This window comes from uncultured Parabacteroides sp., assembly GCF_902493135.1.
Lineage (GTDB): Bacteria > Bacteroidota > Bacteroidia > Bacteroidales > Tannerellaceae > Parabacteroides.
This window is the reverse complement of the sequence record NZ_CABUOD010000062.1, coordinates 1-16,798: the sequence shown is the minus strand read 5'-3', so window position 1 is coordinate 16,798 and position 16,798 is coordinate 1. Positions and strand designations below refer to the sequence as shown.

At 45.5% G+C, this 16,798-nt stretch carries 17 protein-coding genes; 4 read left to right on the top strand and 13 right to left on the bottom strand.

Going from position 1 to position 16,798, the window contains the following annotated elements; all coding sequences use genetic code 11:
* Positions 1 to 287: 287 nt before the first annotated feature.
* A complete protein-coding gene (locus tag RDN79_RS17755) occupies positions 288 to 797 on the bottom strand; it encodes a DUF3868 domain-containing protein (RefSeq protein WP_298548503.1) in 510 nt (169 codons plus the stop codon).
* Positions 798 to 804: 7 nt separating this feature from the next.
* Positions 805 to 1,362 (bottom strand): DUF3575 domain-containing protein, encoded by a 558-nt coding sequence (locus RDN79_RS17750; RefSeq protein ID WP_298548504.1) that lies wholly within the window; start codon positions 1,360 to 1,362, stop codon positions 805 to 807.
* Between the two features lie 145 nt (positions 1,363 to 1,507).
* Between RDN79_RS17750 and RDN79_RS17745 the strand changes: the two genes are divergently transcribed.
* Positions 1,508 to 2,614 (top strand): clostripain-related cysteine peptidase, encoded by a 1,107-nt coding sequence (locus RDN79_RS17745; RefSeq protein ID WP_308573316.1) that lies wholly within the window; start codon positions 1,508 to 1,510, stop codon positions 2,612 to 2,614.
* Positions 2,615 to 2,658: 44 nt separating this feature from the next.
* Here RDN79_RS17745 and RDN79_RS17740 read toward each other — a convergent pair whose 3' ends face one another.
* Positions 2,659 to 5,028, bottom strand: a complete 2,370-nt coding sequence (locus tag RDN79_RS17740; RefSeq protein ID WP_298548507.1) for a lamin tail domain-containing protein — start codon at positions 5,026 to 5,028, stop codon at positions 2,659 to 2,661.
* A gap of 132 nt (positions 5,029 to 5,160) precedes the next feature.
* On the opposite strand from RDN79_RS17740, the gene RDN79_RS17735 reads away from it, so the two are divergent.
* Together RDN79_RS17735 and RDN79_RS17730 are read left to right on the top strand one after the other, a co-directional pair.
* Positions 5,161 to 6,171 carry an aspartate-semialdehyde dehydrogenase gene (locus RDN79_RS17735; protein WP_298548510.1) on the top strand — a complete coding sequence of 337 codons (1,011 nt, stop codon included), beginning with the start codon at positions 5,161 to 5,163 and terminating at the stop codon, positions 6,169 to 6,171.
* Positions 6,172 to 6,354: 183 nt separating this feature from the next.
* Positions 6,355 to 7,608 carry an ATP-binding protein gene (locus tag RDN79_RS17730; protein WP_298548512.1) on the top strand — a complete coding sequence of 418 codons (1,254 nt, stop codon included), beginning with the start codon at positions 6,355 to 6,357 and terminating at the stop codon, positions 7,606 to 7,608.
* Positions 7,609 to 7,654: 46 nt separating this feature from the next.
* Here RDN79_RS17730 and rfbD read toward each other — a convergent pair whose 3' ends face one another.
* From rfbD to RDN79_RS17715, 3 genes are all read right to left on the bottom strand, one after another.
* The gene (gene rfbD, locus RDN79_RS17725; protein ID WP_298548513.1) at positions 7,655 to 8,542 is read right to left on the bottom strand and encodes a dTDP-4-dehydrorhamnose reductase; all 888 of its coding nucleotides are present in this window, start codon (positions 8,540 to 8,542) and stop codon (positions 7,655 to 7,657) included.
* Positions 8,542 to 9,762 (bottom strand): DcaP family trimeric outer membrane transporter, encoded by a 1,221-nt coding sequence (locus RDN79_RS17720; protein WP_298548515.1) that lies wholly within the window; start codon positions 9,760 to 9,762, stop codon positions 8,542 to 8,544. The genes rfbD and RDN79_RS17720 overlap by 1 nt, the downstream gene beginning before the upstream one ends.
* A gap of 226 nt (positions 9,763 to 9,988) precedes the next feature.
* Entirely contained in the window at positions 9,989 to 11,212 is a 1,224-nt protein-coding gene (locus RDN79_RS17715) for a DcaP family trimeric outer membrane transporter (protein ID WP_298548517.1), read from the bottom strand.
* A 158-nt stretch (positions 11,213 to 11,370) separates the two neighbouring features.
* On the opposite strand from RDN79_RS17715, the gene RDN79_RS17710 reads away from it, so the two are divergent.
* A complete protein-coding gene (locus tag RDN79_RS17710; RefSeq protein WP_298548519.1) occupies positions 11,371 to 12,735 on the top strand; it encodes a TrpB-like pyridoxal phosphate-dependent enzyme in 1,365 nt (454 codons plus the stop codon).
* 126 nt (positions 12,736 to 12,861) lie between these two features.
* Here the strand turns inward: RDN79_RS17710 and dinD are convergent, their stop codons facing one another.
* From dinD to RDN79_RS17675, 7 genes are all read right to left on the bottom strand, one after another.
* Entirely contained in the window at positions 12,862 to 13,695 is an 834-nt protein-coding gene (gene dinD, locus RDN79_RS17705) for a DNA damage-inducible protein D (RefSeq protein WP_374044529.1), read from the bottom strand.
* An 86-nt stretch (positions 13,696 to 13,781) separates the two neighbouring features.
* Positions 13,782 to 14,192, bottom strand: a complete 411-nt coding sequence (locus RDN79_RS17700) for a DUF3836 domain-containing protein (protein WP_298548521.1) — start codon at positions 14,190 to 14,192, stop codon at positions 13,782 to 13,784.
* Positions 14,193 to 14,381: 189 nt separating this feature from the next.
* Positions 14,382 to 14,594 (bottom strand): helix-turn-helix transcriptional regulator, encoded by a 213-nt coding sequence (locus tag RDN79_RS17695; RefSeq protein ID WP_298548522.1) that lies wholly within the window; start codon positions 14,592 to 14,594, stop codon positions 14,382 to 14,384.
* Positions 14,595 to 14,609: 15 nt separating this feature from the next.
* A complete protein-coding gene (locus RDN79_RS17690) occupies positions 14,610 to 14,912 on the bottom strand; it encodes a hypothetical protein (RefSeq protein WP_298548524.1) in 303 nt (100 codons plus the stop codon).
* A 13-nt stretch (positions 14,913 to 14,925) separates the two neighbouring features.
* Complete coding sequence (locus RDN79_RS17685) at positions 14,926 to 15,555, bottom strand: DUF2975 domain-containing protein (RefSeq protein ID WP_298548526.1); 630 nt, start codon at positions 15,553 to 15,555, stop codon at positions 14,926 to 14,928.
* Between the two features lie 14 nt (positions 15,556 to 15,569).
* Positions 15,570 to 16,040, bottom strand: coding sequence for a DUF2975 domain-containing protein (locus tag RDN79_RS17680; protein WP_308573313.1), 471 nt, complete (start codon positions 16,038 to 16,040; stop codon positions 15,570 to 15,572).
* Positions 16,041 to 16,053: 13 nt separating this feature from the next.
* Positions 16,054 to 16,719: a DUF2975 domain-containing protein gene (locus RDN79_RS17675; RefSeq protein ID WP_298548530.1), complete on the bottom strand. Its 666-nt coding sequence runs from the start codon at positions 16,717 to 16,719 to the stop codon at positions 16,054 to 16,056.
* Positions 16,720 to 16,798: the final 79 nt, after the last annotated feature.

Here is a 16,798-nt window from a genome sequence, read left to right as displayed (position 1 = left end):
AGAGGACGCTGATGGAGTAGACTTTCTTGATCTTGTCGTAGTCTTCACCCAAAGATTGGCCTTCTGGCGCAACAGACGCTTGATGGCCCAATCAAAACGGATATACCTGTCCTGCAACTCTCTTCTTTCCATCTCTTCCATGATTTTCAGATCCGACTCTTCCTTTTTCATAGTTACTGTTTTTTATTTGTTATGTAATCCACAAATATACATATTATTTATGAATGGGAGGACGAAACGGGAAGAATCCTCTACATCCGATTGTTTTGGACGGTCGCACCCGGATGTCAGAAGGAATAAAAGGGCAGGCTATCCGTCAAGACATTTATATACACCTTCTTTGTAACGCCATCATAGTTTTTCAGTTCGCCGACCAAGACGAGTTCCGCGCCCTTCATCCAAGGTTCGAAAGGAACCGCTTTCCGATAGATAATTTCGCGAAGCAAGGACGGCCGGTTTTTCACGACCAGATAAGCCCCGTCATCCGCCACGACTTTGCCTTCGAAAGCGAGCTTCCGTTCGTACATCTTCTGCTTATTGGCCCCGTTGACGACGATCGGTTGAAGCATCAGCGAGTCGCGTCCTTCGCGAAGCATCGGTGCGATCGCCAGGCTCTGGTAACGGCCTACGGACAATCCGGACAAGTCGATTTGCAGGTCCAACACCAAGTTGTCTCCCTGTCGTTCGATACTATTCTCCTTCACATGCACCATCCCCCGGTAATCGGACAGAAGTTCCTGGGCATGGCCGGACAGGGCGGCAAAAAGGAAAAGCAGGATATACGGAATTGTTCTCATAAGGCTCTTATTTAATGATATACATGATACTTATCCCTAACTTGGTAGGTCCGAAATAGTCGTTGCGGTAATTGCCCGACTCATCCCGGCTTCCGGGGAAAGGGCTTTTGTCGTATCTAAACCGGACATACCCGATTCCGGCTGTAAACTCGATGTTCCAACGAGGTGAAAGATAAAGCTGGTAGCCATACGAAAGTCCCCCTCCAAAAGCATTGCCGTCGTAGGCATAACGGGATTTCATCACATTCAACAAGGACTTGCCCGCCACCTCATAGTCGGCATACAGGGCATGGGCGCCAAAGAAATGCCCGTTGAACCGTTCGTGCAGCCAGTAGCGCAACTCCGGTTGCACGAGCCAATGCTTGAGGGATTTATCGTCCCGGAAAGTCCAGGGATTGTAATTGCCCGAAACATCGAGTGAAAGATGTTTATTGAATGCCACTTCCGCTCCGAGATTGAAAGTCGTGGTCGCGTCATACAGTACGTTCGTCTTTACGGCAACCATCTGCGACCGGGCACAGAAAGCGCAACACAGACTGATTAGGACAAGATAGATTCTGTTCATCGACATTTATTGATTTACATCCTGAATTAGAAAACAAAGATATGCAAAATCTATATGTCTATAAACAGATTTGATACTTAAATGCACGCGCCGGACAGATTAATTCCTTATCTTTGCAGAATAAATTATTTAGTATTGAGAGTATATGAAATTTAAACTTATCACTCTATTTATCACCCTTTGTTTAGGATTCACAAGTTGTTCCGAGAATGAAAAAATCGAGGTCCCATCTACCCGTACAGTATTGGTCTATATGATAGAAAGCAATTTAGGTTCTTCCTTGCAAGCCAATATAAATAGCATGATACAAGGAGTCACGACTAAGAACCTCAACAACGGACATTTAGTCGTCTATTATTCTTCAACAGGAGAAAATCCTGAATTATTTGAAATAAAAGAAGTCAATGGCGTTACAACAAGGCATCATATAAAAGACTACGATATTCAAAGTGCTATTTCGCCTCAAGTCATGAACAGTGTTATAAATGATGTAATCTCCTTATACCCATCAGAAAGTTACGGTTTGCTCTTATCCAGCCACGGCATGTCTTGGCTTCCAACTCAATATATACAAATGTTACGTTCATTTGGAGAAGAGAACAAAAAAAGTATGGAAATTTATGAATTGGCAGAGGCATTACCTAATAATAGATTTTTCGACTATATCCTATTTGATGCTTGTTACATGGGAGGCATCGAATGCGCATATGAATTACGCAATAAAGCTAAATACATAATTTCATCCCCTACAGAAATCTACAGTTTGGGATTTCCCTATCAGGATATCATCTCTTATTTATTTTCAGATGAACCAAAAGTAAAAGAAATCGCAGAAACATTTTACACATTCTATAATGAGAAAGAGCCATATAATAATGCTACAATATCAGTAGTAGACACTGAACATTTAGAAGAATTAGCAGCAGCAACTCACAACATCATTAACCAAGTTGGACTTAATCCTATATACTCATTATCCACATCAGAGATACAATGCTATGATAGATTTTCCAAACACCTTTTGTTTGATTTTGATGATTTTATTAAACGAATAAGCACAGACGAACAATATATCCTTTTTTCCGAAGCAAGAGACCAAGCCATAATTCATAAGTACAACACAGAATACGATTTTTACAAGAGAAAAATTAATCACTTCAGCGGGTTATCAACCTACATACCCAAGCAGGCATATCCAACATTAAATAGTTGGTACACACAATTAGAATGGTATAAAGCTGTTTATAAGTAGAATATTACATTTCTATTCACAAACAGCTTTATCATATCCATTTATCACCGAATCAGGAAAGCCTTCTTAAAGCGTTTCACCGTACCTTCGGGGTGATATATTTCAGCATAAAAGATATAGACGCCTGTCTGCAACGGGCTTCCGTTGTTGGCAATGCCGCTCCAGGTAATTTCGCCGGACGTTCCTAATAACTCATGATTGGCTATCTCGGCGACACGCAGGCCGGAGGTATTGAAAACAAAGGCACGGCAGTTATATCCCGGACGGTCGAGCAGGTAGGAAACGGTATAGCTGCCCGATTCTTCTATCCAGACAGGAGGCTCTATCCCCGTAGCACCTCCAGGCGAAACATTTTTATATTGGGAGTTCCGATAACCGGGCGTGCCGTAACCTGCCGTTTCGGAAGCAGAGGTCCAGTTTGCCGGGTTTTGCGTAGCGGCATCCGGATCAATGCGTTCAAGGGCGACTCCTTTTTTATTTTTGACGGAATGAGCGTGCCATTTCGACGAATAGGCGACTTCATCTATTACTGTTTCATCCGCAGCACGGAATAATACCAAAGTAGAAGATGTATTGGCAAGAATAGGAAGTTTGGCCATCCCGCAAAAAGCGGACGGATCGGATATATCGTAGAAAGAGGCAACGCCTTCCAGGCTCTTGGTCAAGAGGAGGTAGCTTTTTGCTGTCAGGTTGCGCGGAACAGAGGCCAAAGGATACCGGGTGCCGAGCGTCCCGTCCGATTTACGGATGGCAACAGAGAGAGCGGACAAGGACAAGGGGTGATCCGAACGGTTATACAATTCGATATATTCGCTGCCTCCGGCATACGGGTCGGGGAGCAACTCGTTAATAACGATTTCTCCGGGCTGGACAGGATCTGCGGTTACGGGGATGTCGGGATCAGCCGGATTATCCGGGACATCGGGTTCGTCCGGATCGGCAGGATCCACCGGCGGCTCTTCCTCATTACCCGGAGAGGAATTAACCGAGCCGGGCGTTCCTCCACGGGGATCAACGCTGAGATGCCAGCCGGAAGCGGAACGTTCCCAGGATTTGCCGGAAGTGGCTTTGGCATAGGTTACTTTGTCAACCACTTTTCCCGAAGCATCCCATAATTGCAGTTCTTTACCTGCATTAGCCAATTGTGAAGGGAAATTATCCATCGGGACAGCTATGCCTCCGTCATCAATATTTATTTCCCTACCCGAACGATATAAAACTAAATAACCTGCTGCAGGGACGCTTACATTTCCGATCGTTTTCGGCTTTTCCTTTCCGTATATAAGCTGCCAACCTTTAAGCGACAGTTCCTTTCCCGACGCATTATACAGTTCTATATATTCCGTTTTCTCTAACTCTTTCAGCCCAACAGCATCAGCCATAATTTCATTAATCAAGAGCGTGCCTGAACGTCCTGGTTCCTGTTTGTCCTCTCCGTAAGCAGATATAAACGTTGTATCACCTTTACATTCACCACCCGACTTGTTGAATATACCAGAATAAGACAGAGTATAGGTTTTGTCCTTCAACATGGCTTCATTCCATGCAACTTTCAGCACCTTTTCGTCTTCTGAGATATAAACATCATCGGCATCGCCTATCTCTGATAAAGATATTTGGTATTGGGCAGGATCTACGGGATCATCGAACACCATCAGAAGTTCTGTCGCACTCTCTTGCTCCAAATCCTGCAAAGACAGAGTTTTTACATCTTCATCAGATGCCCCCGGCTTTTCTTCCGGTTCAAGCGGAGTAGAAGTGACATGGTCAGAAATAATGATATTATCAAAAGAAGTAATCATATTATCCTTTGATGCAGCCATATACCTACATTGCAAATTTAAAACGCCACCTTTCCTAATTCCTAAAGAGACAACTTTACATTCTCCTTCTTTATGAAAACAACTTTCAGTGTCTAAACGTGTATACAAAACCAATTTAGAATTATTCTCCAAAGTCAATTTAACGCGAATGTTATTACTCTCCTTCGTTAAGATACCACCTCTCCCTTTTATTTCCCTTTGTGAATCGGAAGAAGAAAGAGGCCATGAATACAAAGATACATTTCCCTCGTTATGGCCCACTTGTATAAAATAAGCGACATTTGTAGGTTCACCGGTAGCATAGACAAAAACTCTTACATTATTATTGTTTGTAGGCTTATAAGAAAAAGAAACATCAAACATCCATTCCATGCTGTCAACATTGTAAGGGATGTCCAATTTGATCGTATGAATGCCTTTAACCCTTCGGCTTGCATCGAACTGCAACCGTCCGTCTTTCACAAAGAATCCGGCTGAATCTTCACGCCAAGGATTAGCCGAATCGATCTCCGGCCCGTCAAACGTCTCATTCACCTGTGAAGTCACACAAAAAGGAAGTAATACGAAGAGAAAAAGAATAAATTGTTTCATAGCCTTACAGTTTTGTTTATAATTTGTATATCTTTGCACCCCAAAGCGTTGTAACGAAGGAAGCGCAGTGCTTTTTATACACGCTGTAAAGTTATACTATTTTTTTTATAAACAAATTAATTAGTGCTCAAAATGAAAGTAGCAATTGTTGGAGTGAGTGGAGCCGTAGGACAGGAATTCCTGCGCGTACTCGACGAGAGAAACTTCCCGATGGATGAGCTTGTGCTTTTTGGCTCATCTCGCAGTGCCGGACGTGTTTATACTTTCCGTGGTAAACAGATTACCGTCAAGGAGCTTAAGCATAACGACGACTTTAAGGGAATCGATGTTGCTTTTGTTTCGGCCGGTGGCGGTACTTCTGTCGAATTTGCAGAAACCATTACGAAACATGGTACTGTGATGATCGACAATTCCAGTGCATTCCGCATGGATAACGACGTACCTTTGGTTGTTCCCGAAGTGAACCCGGAAGATGCACTCAATCGTCCGCGCGGTATCATTGCCAATCCGAACTGTACCACCATCCAGATGGTCGTTGCATTGAAGGCAATCGAAGGCCTGTCGCACATCAAGCGCGTACACGTATCGACTTACCAGGCAGCCAGCGGTGCAGGCGCAACAGCTATGGCCGAACTGGTAAAACAATATGAACAACTGCTGAAAGGCGAAGAACCGACTGTCGAGAAGTTCGCTTATCAGTTGGCTTACAACGTCATTCCGCACGTAGACGTATTTACGGACAACGGCTACACGAAGGAAGAGATGAAGATGTATAACGAAACACGCAAGATCATGCACTCCGACATCGAAGTGAGCGCCACCTGTGTACGTGTCCCGGTCATGCGTGCCCACAGCGAAGCGACTTGGGTCGAAACCGAACAGCCGGTCAGCGTAGAAGAAGCCCGCAAGGCGTTCGCTGAAACCGAAGGTGTTATCCTGCAAGACGAACCGGCAAAGAAAGACTACCCGATGCCGTTGTTCATCGCCGGAAAAGACCCTGTTTACGTGGGCCGTATCCGTAAGGACATCACGAACCCGAACGGCTTGACATTCTGGACAGTGAGCGACCAGATCAAGAAAGGCGCAGCCCTGAATGCCGTGCAGATCGCCGAATATCTGTTGAAGGTAAAGAATATCGGATAAAAAGTCTTACCATTTTCCACCATAAAGAAAGGGACGGTCTCCAGTGGATCGTCCCTTTTTCGTTTAAACATCTTCCCCATCCTTTGCACATTTATCTTCTATAATCGATAAAGTCATAGGCATTTTATCTTTTATAATCGATAAAATAGCCTTATATTTGTCGATTACAAAAGGTAAAATCGTATGGACAAGAATACAATAAAGTCTCTAATCATTGAATACCAAAATTTTGTCAGCGAAATAACGCTGATAGAACGAAACATTCATTTATCAGATCAGCTAAACTACGTATTCATCGGTCTCCGTCGCGCCGGTAAATCCTATCTGATGTATCAACAGATACAACATTTGTTGAAAGAAGGGCATCGGATAGAAGAAATCCTGTATTTCAATTTCGAAGATGATCGTTTGGTCAACCTGACTATTGAAGACCTCGATCTTATAAAAGTCTGTTACGAGGAGCTGTATGCACATCGTCCTATCTTTTTTTTGGACGAAATCCAGATTGTGGAACATTGGGAAAAGTTCAGCCGTCGGCTGGCAGACCAGAAATACAGGGTGTACATAACCGGAAGCAATGCCAAAATGTTAAGTAGCGAGATCGCCACGACACTCGGCGGACGGTTTATCATTCAAAATGTATATTCTTTTTCATTCCAGGAATACCTAAAGGCCAATCATATAACTGTCGAACCGGTTTGGTATTTCAAAAACCGTACTGAAATAGTCCGTACGTTCTCTGCCTACTTCTACTTTGGCGGATTACCGGAATTGGAGCTGATAGAAGAGATAGGAAAACGCCAATGGCTAAGCAGTTTATTCAACAAAATATTTTTCGGTGATTTAATAACACGTTATTCCATCCGAAACGATTTGGCAATGAAAGTCCTGATCCGCAAGTTGGCAGAAAGCGTAAAACAACCTTCTTCCTTCAACCGGTTATCAAACATCGTTTCATCCACAGGAGTTAAAGTCACGACAGATACCATCATCGATTATCTGGAGTTTGTACAAGCCACCTGGTTGATATTTTCTATTGAAAACTATGCCAGCAAATTAGTAGAGAAAGTTTCCAACCGGAAATACTATTTTATCGACAATGGCCTACTGAACCTATTTTTGATAGATCCGGAAACATCTCTGTTAGAAAACATAGTGGCTATCAGTTTAAAAAAGAAATACGAAGACGAACTTTATTTCTACCTTCAGAATATCGAAGTCGACTTTTATATACCGGCACACAAATTAGCGATACAAGTATCATACAGTCTAAAGGATGAAGCTACACGCAAGCGTGAAATTAGCGCCCTACTGAAAATAGCCAAAGTCTTGGATGCAGATAAACTGCTCATCATCACGCGGGACGAAGAAGAAACGATTGTCGAAGAGGAGAAAAAGATCACTGTCGTCCCGATCTGGAAATGGCTGTTGGAATAAGAGACTTTTGCAAAGGCGAATAACGTAGAGAAAATCGAGATTCCCTTTACCTCATTTCCCTTAGCCCCTCTTCCAGCGTATGCGGGCGATAGCCTAATTCGCGTTTCGCTTTTTCGATGGACAATCCGCTATTACGCGGACGCGGGGTTGCCTCCCGCATCTCCTCTGTCGTGACGGGACGGATCAGGGAACGTTCCAGTCCGAAGTAATCGGCTACACGGTACGCCATTTCGGCGATCGAGAGATGCTCCGGGCCACAGATATGATAAATGCCGGAATTGTCGGAATGCACCAGCCTCTCCACTCCGTCGGCAATGTCCGCCACCCAGGTCGGCGTACGGTACTGGTCGGAGACGACGCGGATCTCCCGCCCTGCCTCCAGGCGGTTCTTGACCAGTTGAAGGACATTGCCATGCTGCCCCGGCAATGCCTTTCCGTAGACGACAACCACACGGGCAACCGCATAGTTGCGGCAAATACTCGCTACCGCCTGCTCTCCCTGATACTTGGTCACGCCATAGTAGTTGAGCGGAGCGGGCACGTCTTCTTCCGTATAAAGGCTACCGCTCTTCCCGTCAAACACAAAGTCTGTCGACAGATGGATGAAGCGACTCCCCTGATGCTCGCAACAATGAGCCAGGTTTTCTACCGCCGACACGTTAAGGGCATACGCCTCATCGTGGTGCTGCTCGCAATAATCCGGGACCGAAAGAGCCGAGCAATTGACGACGGCATCGGGGCAGATATGGTCGAACAAGGCCTCCACCGCCGGATAGTCGTTGATGTCCAGCCGGACGAACGTATGGTTCCCTTCCGGACGGATATCCGGATGGAGGGAACAGCCGAACACCTCGCAAGCCCCGTTCCCCGAAAGGTTATCCAGGATCCTCCGCCCGGCAAACCCGTTTGCTCCTACAATCAATATCTTTTCCATCAGAACATATAGATCAGGACGCCCAGCACGCGGTGGTTCGTCACCGAATGGGTATCCTCTATTTTACCGTTTTTTGCATTCGTTGTGCCATACCAGGCAAGAGAAGGACTGTACTCCACTCCCAACTTCCAGTGAGGCAGATTATAAGAGAGCTGGAGGTTCGTGGTAAACAGCTGGTCCACATCCAGCCCGACGCCGTATGCCGGTCCGGCGATCGCCTTTCCCGTCCCGAGGTTCTTCAAATATCCGACAAAGATCCCCGGCTTCCATTTCTTGCCATAGACCACATTCAGCCAGGTCATAGAATGACGGTAAGGCGTGTACTCCTGTTCCCCGGTACGCGGGTCGACGGAGGTAACGGCATACCCGCCCAACATGGAGGCTTGTGTCAGATTGGAAGCCAGCAAGGTCTTACCGGCAATCAGCCAGTTCGGAGCCGTATATTTGGCATGCGCCTCGAAAGAGAGCGAGGTGACCCGCTCGTCTACTTTATACACACGGCCGTCCACCGTCGCCTGCCGGCGGGGTTTCAGGGACAGCACTTCCATGCCGACGCCGGCAATCAAACCGTCCGCCTTATAATCAGCCGAAACATAGACTTCCGGGATACAACTGTTCTTGATATACTCCTCGCTCTTTCCGTTCGGGCCGGCAGACAAATACTGCAACTGCCAAAGTACCGCCCCCGTCAGCTGCAATCCCTTGCCGGACGTGTACCGGTAGCGGATCTGCGGGCTGCGGTTAAACGGCTGGAAAGGCGCACCGGTCGAGAGGTTCAACATCTGCGGAGACACATCGCCGAAGAGCGGATGCCAGGTTTGTCCCACCAGCACCGCCGACTTCCCCCAATCCAGATTGACGTATGCATGGCGGATACGCAAGACCGCCCAATTGCTGCCGGAACCCCGGAAGTCCGCCTCCAGCTTGGCTGTCATCACGGCTTTCCCGATATCCGGCCCCTTCACGTCCACTCCCAGGCGGGAATAGAGCAAATAGAAACTCCCGTTTGCCGTGGCATTCAGGTCATTCCCGTCGGCATCCGGGTCCTTGTCTTTCGGATAAAGGTGGAACAGCCCGTCCACCGTCTCGGCATTGGCGCGGGAATTGTAAAACAGGTCGCCACGCACCTGTCCGTAAAAGGTATAAGAAAAATTCTTTTTCTGAGCATAACCGGCCATCCCCATACAAAGGGCTGTAAGGAGCAGTAAGTATCTTTTCATTTTTTGTCCATTCAAATAGACTGCAAAGGTAAGGAAGTTTAAGATTACTACAAAACCCGTCAGCAGACGGGCAGGCATGAATGACAATTCTCATGCGAGTGAGAAAGTCTTCCCATCAGCATGAGAAAGTTTTCCCACCCGGTTGAGAATCTTTTCTCACCTGCATGAGAATCTTTTCTCACCCATATGAAAACCCGTGAGAAAAGCATACGAAAACGTCGTAGCCTTAGAAGTAATACATCACAAGCCCCAGTATGCGATGGTTCGTGACGCTATGCGTGTCCACGACCTTGCCGGAAGCCATCTCCGTATCGCCGTACCAGGCTGTCGTCGGCATATATTCCAAGCCGATCTGCCAATGGGGCAGATTGTAGGAGAAAGCGACATTGGTCGAGAAGATCTGGTCTATATCCAATCCCATGCCGTACTTGGTGGCGGAAGCCAATGCGTCGGCCGTTCCCAAGTTCTTGGTATAACCGGCAAAGAAATGCCCTTTCCACTTCGTCCCGCAGGTGAAATTGACCCAGGAAGTGGAATGGCGGAAAGGCGTATATTCCTGTTCGCCGTTGTCCGGGTCGATGGAGCTGATGCCATAACCGCCGATCAGCGCCGTATGGTCCAGGCAGGAAGCCACCAGGCTCTTGGCGGCAAAAGTGAAATTGCGCCCGGTATATTTGACATGGGCCTCATAGGAAAGCGTCGTCATGCGCTCGTTCACCTTATACGTCTTTTCATTCCAAAGGGAAGACGTACGGGGTTTCAGGGAGATCAGATGCACGCCTCCACCCGCCAGCCAACCACCGGCGGAGGCATAATCGGCTCCGACATAGAACTCCGGCACGCAGCTGTTCTTGATATATTCCTCGCTCATGCCGTTCGGGCCGCTCGAAAGGTATTGCAATTGCCAAAGGGCGGAAGCCGTCAGCTTCACTTTCCCCGCCTTGTACTGGTAACGTATCTGCGGTTCGCGGTTGAACGGCTGGAAAGGAGCGCCGGTAGAAAGGTTCAGGATATCCGGGCAGACACTCCCGAACAAAGGGTGCCAGGTTTGCCCGATCAGGACCTGGCTCTTTTCCCAATCCAGGACGACATAGGCCTGCCGGATACGCAACATGGTGTTGCTGGAAGAAAAGCCTCCGAAGTCGACTTCGATCTTCGCCGACGAACGTGCCGCACCGATATCCGGACCGGTCACGTCCACGCCGAGGCGCGAAGTGAAGGTGTAGAAACTGCCGTTGGGACCGGCATTCAGATCCTTGCCGTCCGCATCCGGCTTCTTGTCCAGCGGGTACAGGTAGAAATTCCCGTCTACCGGAGCCATATTGGCACGTGTATTATAGAAGAGGTCTCCGCGGACAAAGCCGTAGAATTTGTAAGCGAAGTTCTTCTTCTGCGCTGTCGCCTGAAACAGCATGCAGATGCCGGCCAGCAGTAATATCAGCTTTTTCATTCTTATAGTTCGTTACCTGTTTAACAGAGTTGTGAGCCGCAAAGATATATATTTTCCTGTATTTCATTTGAAGAACGAAATATTATTTGTTACTTTGCTTCCAAGTTGTAAGCCTTAGAGGCCAAATCGATCAATAATGTAAACTACATAACAACATCATGGAAAGTAAGAAATTTTTACTGCAGGAGAAAGATATCCCTACAGCCTGGTACAATATCGTAGCAGACATGGAGAATAAACCGCTTCCTCCGTTGAACCCCAAAACAAAGGAACCGCTCAACCCTGAAGATCTCTATCCTTTATTTGCCAAAGGATTGGTAGACCAGGAGATGAACCAGACGGATGCCTGGATCGAAATCCCGGAAGAAGTTCGCGAAATGTACAAAATCTGGCGCCCGACCCCGTTGGTACGCGCTTACGGACTTGAAAAAGCGCTCGACACGCCGGCTCACATCTATTTCAAGAACGAAAGTGTCAGTCCGGTCGGCTCCCATAAACTGAATTCCGCCATCCCGCAGGCTTATTTCTGCAAGAAGGAAGGCGTAACCAATATCACGACCGAAACAGGCGCCGGACAGTGGGGCGCTTCGATGGCTATGGCTGCCAAACATTTCGGATTGGAACTGGCCGTTTATATGGTCAAGGTCAGCTACAACCAGAAACCCTATCGCCGTTCTATGATGCAGACATTCGGAGCCGAGGTGATCGCCTCGCCGAGCATGAGTACACGTGCAGGCCGCGACATCATCACCAAGCATCCGAATTATCAGGGAAGCCTGGGTACGGCTATCTCCGAGGCTGTCGAACTGGCTATGCAGACTCCCAACTGCAAGTATGTATTGGGTAGCGTGCTGAACCATGTGATGCTGCACCAGACGGTGATCGGCCTGGAAGCAGAAAAGCAGATGGAGATGGCAGGGGAATATCCGGACGTGGTGATCGCTTGCTTCGGAGGCGGTTCGAACTTCTCCGGCATCGCATTCCCGTTCCTGCGCCATAAACTGACAGAGGGAAAAGAGATCCGTATCGTGGCGGCAGAACCGGCTTCGTGCCCGAAACTGACACGCGGACAGTTCCAGTACGACTTCGGCGACGAAGCCGGCTACACGCCGCTCCTGCCGATGTTCACCCTGGGACACAACTTCGCCCCGGCCAATATCCACGCAGGCGGTCTGCGCTATCACGGTGCAGGTTCCATCGTCAGCCAACTGAAAAAGGATGGGCTGATGGATGCCGTAGATATCCAGCAACTTGAAACATTCAAAGCTGCTACGCTGTTCGCTCAGAGCGAAGGCATCATACCGGCTCCCGAATCCTCCCACGCTATCGCTGCCGCCATCCGCGAAGCTGAACAGGCCAAGATCGAAGGCAAACCGCGCACGATCCTGTTCAACCTCTCCGGTCACGGCCTGATCGACATGGCCGCTTACGACCAGTATCTGGCAGGCGATCTGACCAACTACGAAGTAACAGATGCAGACGTGGAAAAGAATCTTTCGGAGATCGAGAAGATCATCAAGTAAAGACGAGATAAAAGCCGACCATTTTCGTGAGGTCACGAAAATGGTCTAAAGCATTAAAAAACAAAGTCGCCGATCATTTTCGTGAGGTCACGAAAATGATCGGCGACTTTCTATCGAAAAGCGCTATTATTTAGGTAGCTTTAACGTGTTTTTCTCGATCAACTTTTCATCTTTCGCAACTTTTCGTTCCAGCTTCTTAATATCTTCCGCAACAGGTAATTCTTCCGGCTTAATGCCTCTTGCTCCTAACATTTCCCGCACACTTAAATTATTCTGGATATGCTCTTTTGTTATAGGCGGCTCACCATATAAATCCTTACTCGCTACATTATAATTCGTCATCTCCGTTGCAAGGTTTTTCGCTGCAATAGTAAGCGTAGGTAAGAAATCGGCCAAGGGGCGACTGGCTTTTACTCCAAGTTTCAGTTTCATATCTTCCGTAGTAAAACCTCCAAACAAAGCGGTATCGCCTTTCGAACGAATCCGGGCAAATCCTTTATCATCGACCCCCCGTTCATAAATATTCTGTGACAATTGTTTCTCTGCAGCCCGTAATTTATCACGGGTTTCCAGACGGGAAAGCAAATTGAGACGTTCCTCTATCAATTCCACCTTCCTGGTCTGCATAGCGAAGTAACTTTGAGCAAAAGCTATTTCTTCTTTCTTTGGATCTCCATTTTGTGCAATCAGATAACAAGCATAACGGGTTAACATAAAATCCTGCACTTCACGTTTGGCTCCACTTCCTAATCCGACCATTTTCGTGACCTCACGAAAATGGTCTTCCTGGCTGATACCCTGCGTTTTACAAGAATCCACTGCCCGATTGATTGCGACAATAAAATTCTCCCATCTTGCATATCCCAAAATGGATTGCAAATCGCGGGCGAACCAAATCTCGACTTGTTCACCGTCTTCTTCGTTATTTACAGATAAACATACATATTTCCGTAAAAAGATGAAAATGGCGCTAATAACAGGGACTCACGTCTTTTGTTATTCGCGCCATTTACGGTTGTGTCTATGAAATATTATAAAAATAGGTATTATGAGAAAATGTCGTTATAACTTGTTGCCGGAGCAACCATATTCTGGACATTTAAGCTAAAGTTTTTCTTCTTTTTGTCCCACATGCCGTATGTGGTATTGATCTCCCCTGTTTCTGCATTATATGAATAAGTCGTCAGATAATAGGGAATCCACTCATCCTTACTCTTATCCCAGCGATATGCCTTCTTTTCCGACACTTTGCCGTTTTCATTGTAAGAAAATTCATATTTAACTTCTTTATTCAAAAGACCATTGTCATTCAAGAAAATGACTTTTGAAACGACTTTACCATTCTCTTCCTTCGTATCATACATGTACTCTCTGGGAGAGGCTGCGCTCATTACAAGATTACATAAGAACATAACTGCAAGAACAAGAATACTTTTACTTAAAATTGAAGTTTTCATATAATTATTACTTTAAGATTACTTTCAAATTGCGGTGCAAATGTAGACACTATTCTATAATAAACCAAACTTTTACTTACATATTGTTAGTATATATAGCTTATTTAACAATATTCAAACTTTTATTCACCTTCACCTACTATAACACACTTACATATTGTAAGCACACGGTCATTCCTATCCCGAACATTACGATTTATCCTCCTTAAATTCGAGTATATCCGCCGGTTGGCAATCGAGCTCCTTACAAATTGCTTCAAGAGTAGAAAAGCGTATGGCTTTGGCTTTACCCGTCTTCAAGATCGAAAGATTTGCCGCGGTAATACCGATACGATCGGCCAAATCACCCAGTGCAATCTTTCGTTTTGCCATCATCACATCCAAATTCACTATTATAGCCATATCTTATTCCTTTGATTATTCGTTAATTACAATATCACCGGTTTCACCATCCCTGTTCTCCGATATTTGCCAAGCCGGAACCTTCAGACTCCGGTTCAGATAATATATACAAATAGCAGACAATATTACGCCCAGAACAGCAAGTCCGGCAAAAGGCTTTGTCCCTATTATTTCATATACGGAACGGGCATCCGGGTAATAAATTATAAGCAATGCCGAAATACCGTTCACAATCATATTCGAAAGAATAGCCCCCAAAATAATTCCCAAAAACACAAATCCTATCTGGGCAATCAGTAATTTTACAATCCTATCCATATCCGTTCCTCCTTTAAACCGTCAGATCCTGTTCTTCTTTCAATTTGACCCCTAATGCAAATATCTCGGCAAAAAGACCGAACAAGAGAGCTAAAAAGAATGTGCTATATTCAAACTCGAACCCCGCAATCTTATAGCCGGGGAAAGATACATCGCCATCTTTTAACAACAGGAAGTAGTCCACCCCTGCAAACACGTTTTTCATAATCCCGGCCAACAACAACATCCAGCAGATAACACGAAGTCTCTTGACATTCGAACGAATAAATATCTGTTGCCGTTGCACATCCCGGATAAAACGGAAGAAAGACAATCCCGCCCAAATAATCAGAAGCAGAAAGACCGGTGTGAAAACCAATCCTATAATGACGGAAAAAAGCTCATAAACCTTATCGGTCTTCATTCCCAAAGTAATACTTCCTATCTGATAAGGTATTTTCCGGTTATCCGTCAGTTGCAATGTATCAGGCAAACTATACGCGACAGCAGGATTCAACGACACATTTACCCGATGTATTTTCTTATCCAAGTCACCGTCTGCACTGTTCCATCCGTCTTTTCCTCCCCGAAAGCTGTCACCCAACACCACCATAGAAAGAAGCAGTATCAAAATGCTCAATATTCTTATACTTTTCGATTTCATTTTCATTCCTTTTATTAGACCGTCAAGTCTTGTTCTTCTTTCATCCGTATTCCGTAACGGAAAATTTCTGCTATGATAAGCAGGAATGTCCCCATTGCACTCCAAACAGGAACTTCCATAGGAATAATTTTCCAATCATGGGCTGTATCCAAAGCATCTCCTAATTCATGAAATACAGGTAAAAAGAATAATGCAACCCCCATATAATAGAAAAGCATATAATTTATCTTCACAAAAAACTTTCGTTTATTGATATTACTGATCACCTTGCAAACACCATAAGCAACAAAAAGAAGGACTGCCAATTCCAACGAATAGAATAAAACGGCATGTATATGTTCGTCTACAACACTATGTTTCAATTGTATATAAGCCTCATTGAACGTATTGATACCAATCAGGGTTAAAAAGAATAGAAACACACCTGTTATTGCTCCTAAATTTGTATTTTTAGATAGCTTGCTCATGATTTGGATCTTATTCATTATTATCAAATCTTTAAATTGTCAACTCCTGTTCCTCCTTCATCTGTAAGCCGATCGCGAAAATACGGCCTACCAATAAAGCGATCAGTCCCATTATCAACGTCATCGACTGAAAGTCACACCAGAAATTATGTTCATAACCTTCCAGTTCGAACAGACGGATTGCCGCCCAGTAATTCATTAGCGTATAGGTCTGTGTCATCACAAAAGAGATCAGCAGATTACGTCCGATGCGATTCAAACGGCGCACATTCATCCAATCGAATATCACCTCGTGGTTAATCGCATTGATCAGCTTGTAGAATTGGATGATTGCTTTTATAATAAAGAACAGGCCGATCAGTGCAAGGAAACTTACATATCTCGCTATTCCGACATCTTTGGATTTCGCCCAGACCAATGCCTTGATATGTGAAGCCGGATACCACTCCTGGTCCTTCTGGTTGAACAATTTATCAGAGGTGGCAGCCAAAGACTTCGGCCATAAATTAAGAGCCAGCGGACTTAATACTTCCGCACTGATATATGTTGTTCCCTGCTCATGTGCTTCTTTCGCTTGTGACATTCCTTCTTTGAAACCGTCTACAAAAGCATTACCCATCGAATAGATGCTCGGAACCAAAGACAGACCGACAAAGAAAAATATCAATACGCAGATTAAATTCAATTGCTTTTTCATAACCTATAGCTTTCTTGCTTAATGGCGGTGTGTCAAAACTCCTTTATCACGATCTTTAAGGCACGGATTTCACGGATTT

Excerpts from the sequence above, each read along its gene's own strand:
- RDN79_RS17755 (WP_298548503.1), bottom strand. The coding sequence starts at position 797 with ATGAGAACAATTCCGTATATCCTGCTTTTCCTTTTTGCCGCCCTGTCC.
- RDN79_RS17740 (WP_298548507.1), bottom strand. The coding sequence starts at position 5,028 with ATGAAACAATTTATTCTTTTTCTCTTCGTATTACTTCCTTTTTGTGTG.
- RDN79_RS17735 (WP_298548510.1), top strand. The coding sequence starts at position 5,161 with ATGAAAGTAGCAATTGTTGGAGTGAGTGGAGCCGTAGGACAGGAATTC.
- RDN79_RS17695 (WP_298548522.1), bottom strand. The coding sequence starts at position 14,594 with ATGGCTATAATAGTGAATTTGGATGTGATGATGGCAAAACGAAAGATT.
- RDN79_RS17690 (WP_298548524.1), bottom strand. The coding sequence starts at position 14,912 with ATGGATAGGATTGTAAAATTACTGATTGCCCAGATAGGATTTGTGTTT.
- RDN79_RS17680 (WP_308573313.1), bottom strand. The coding sequence starts at position 16,040 with ATGAATAAGATCCAAATCATGAGCAAGCTATCTAAAAATACAAATTTA.
- RDN79_RS17715 (WP_298548517.1), bottom strand. The coding sequence starts at position 11,212 with ATGAAAAAGCTGATATTACTGCTGGCCGGCATCTGCATGCTGTTTCAG.
- RDN79_RS17730 (WP_298548512.1), top strand. The coding sequence starts at position 6,355 with ATGGACAAGAATACAATAAAGTCTCTAATCATTGAATACCAAAATTTT.
- RDN79_RS17750 (WP_298548504.1), bottom strand. The coding sequence starts at position 1,362 with ATGAACAGAATCTATCTTGTCCTAATCAGTCTGTGTTGCGCTTTCTGT.
- RDN79_RS17745 (WP_308573316.1), top strand. The coding sequence starts at position 1,508 with ATGAAATTTAAACTTATCACTCTATTTATCACCCTTTGTTTAGGATTC.
- rfbD (WP_298548513.1), bottom strand. The coding sequence starts at position 8,542 with ATGGAAAAGATATTGATTGTAGGAGCAAACGGGTTTGCCGGGCGGAGG.
- RDN79_RS17700 (WP_298548521.1), bottom strand. The coding sequence starts at position 14,192 with ATGAAAACTTCAATTTTAAGTAAAAGTATTCTTGTTCTTGCAGTTATG.
- RDN79_RS17685 (WP_298548526.1), bottom strand. The coding sequence starts at position 15,555 with ATGAAATCGAAAAGTATAAGAATATTGAGCATTTTGATACTGCTTCTT.
- RDN79_RS17720 (WP_298548515.1), bottom strand. The coding sequence starts at position 9,762 with ATGAAAAGATACTTACTGCTCCTTACAGCCCTTTGTATGGGGATGGCC.
- RDN79_RS17710 (WP_298548519.1), top strand. The coding sequence starts at position 11,371 with ATGGAAAGTAAGAAATTTTTACTGCAGGAGAAAGATATCCCTACAGCC.
- RDN79_RS17675 (WP_298548530.1), bottom strand. The coding sequence starts at position 16,719 with ATGAAAAAGCAATTGAATTTAATCTGCGTATTGATATTTTTCTTTGTC.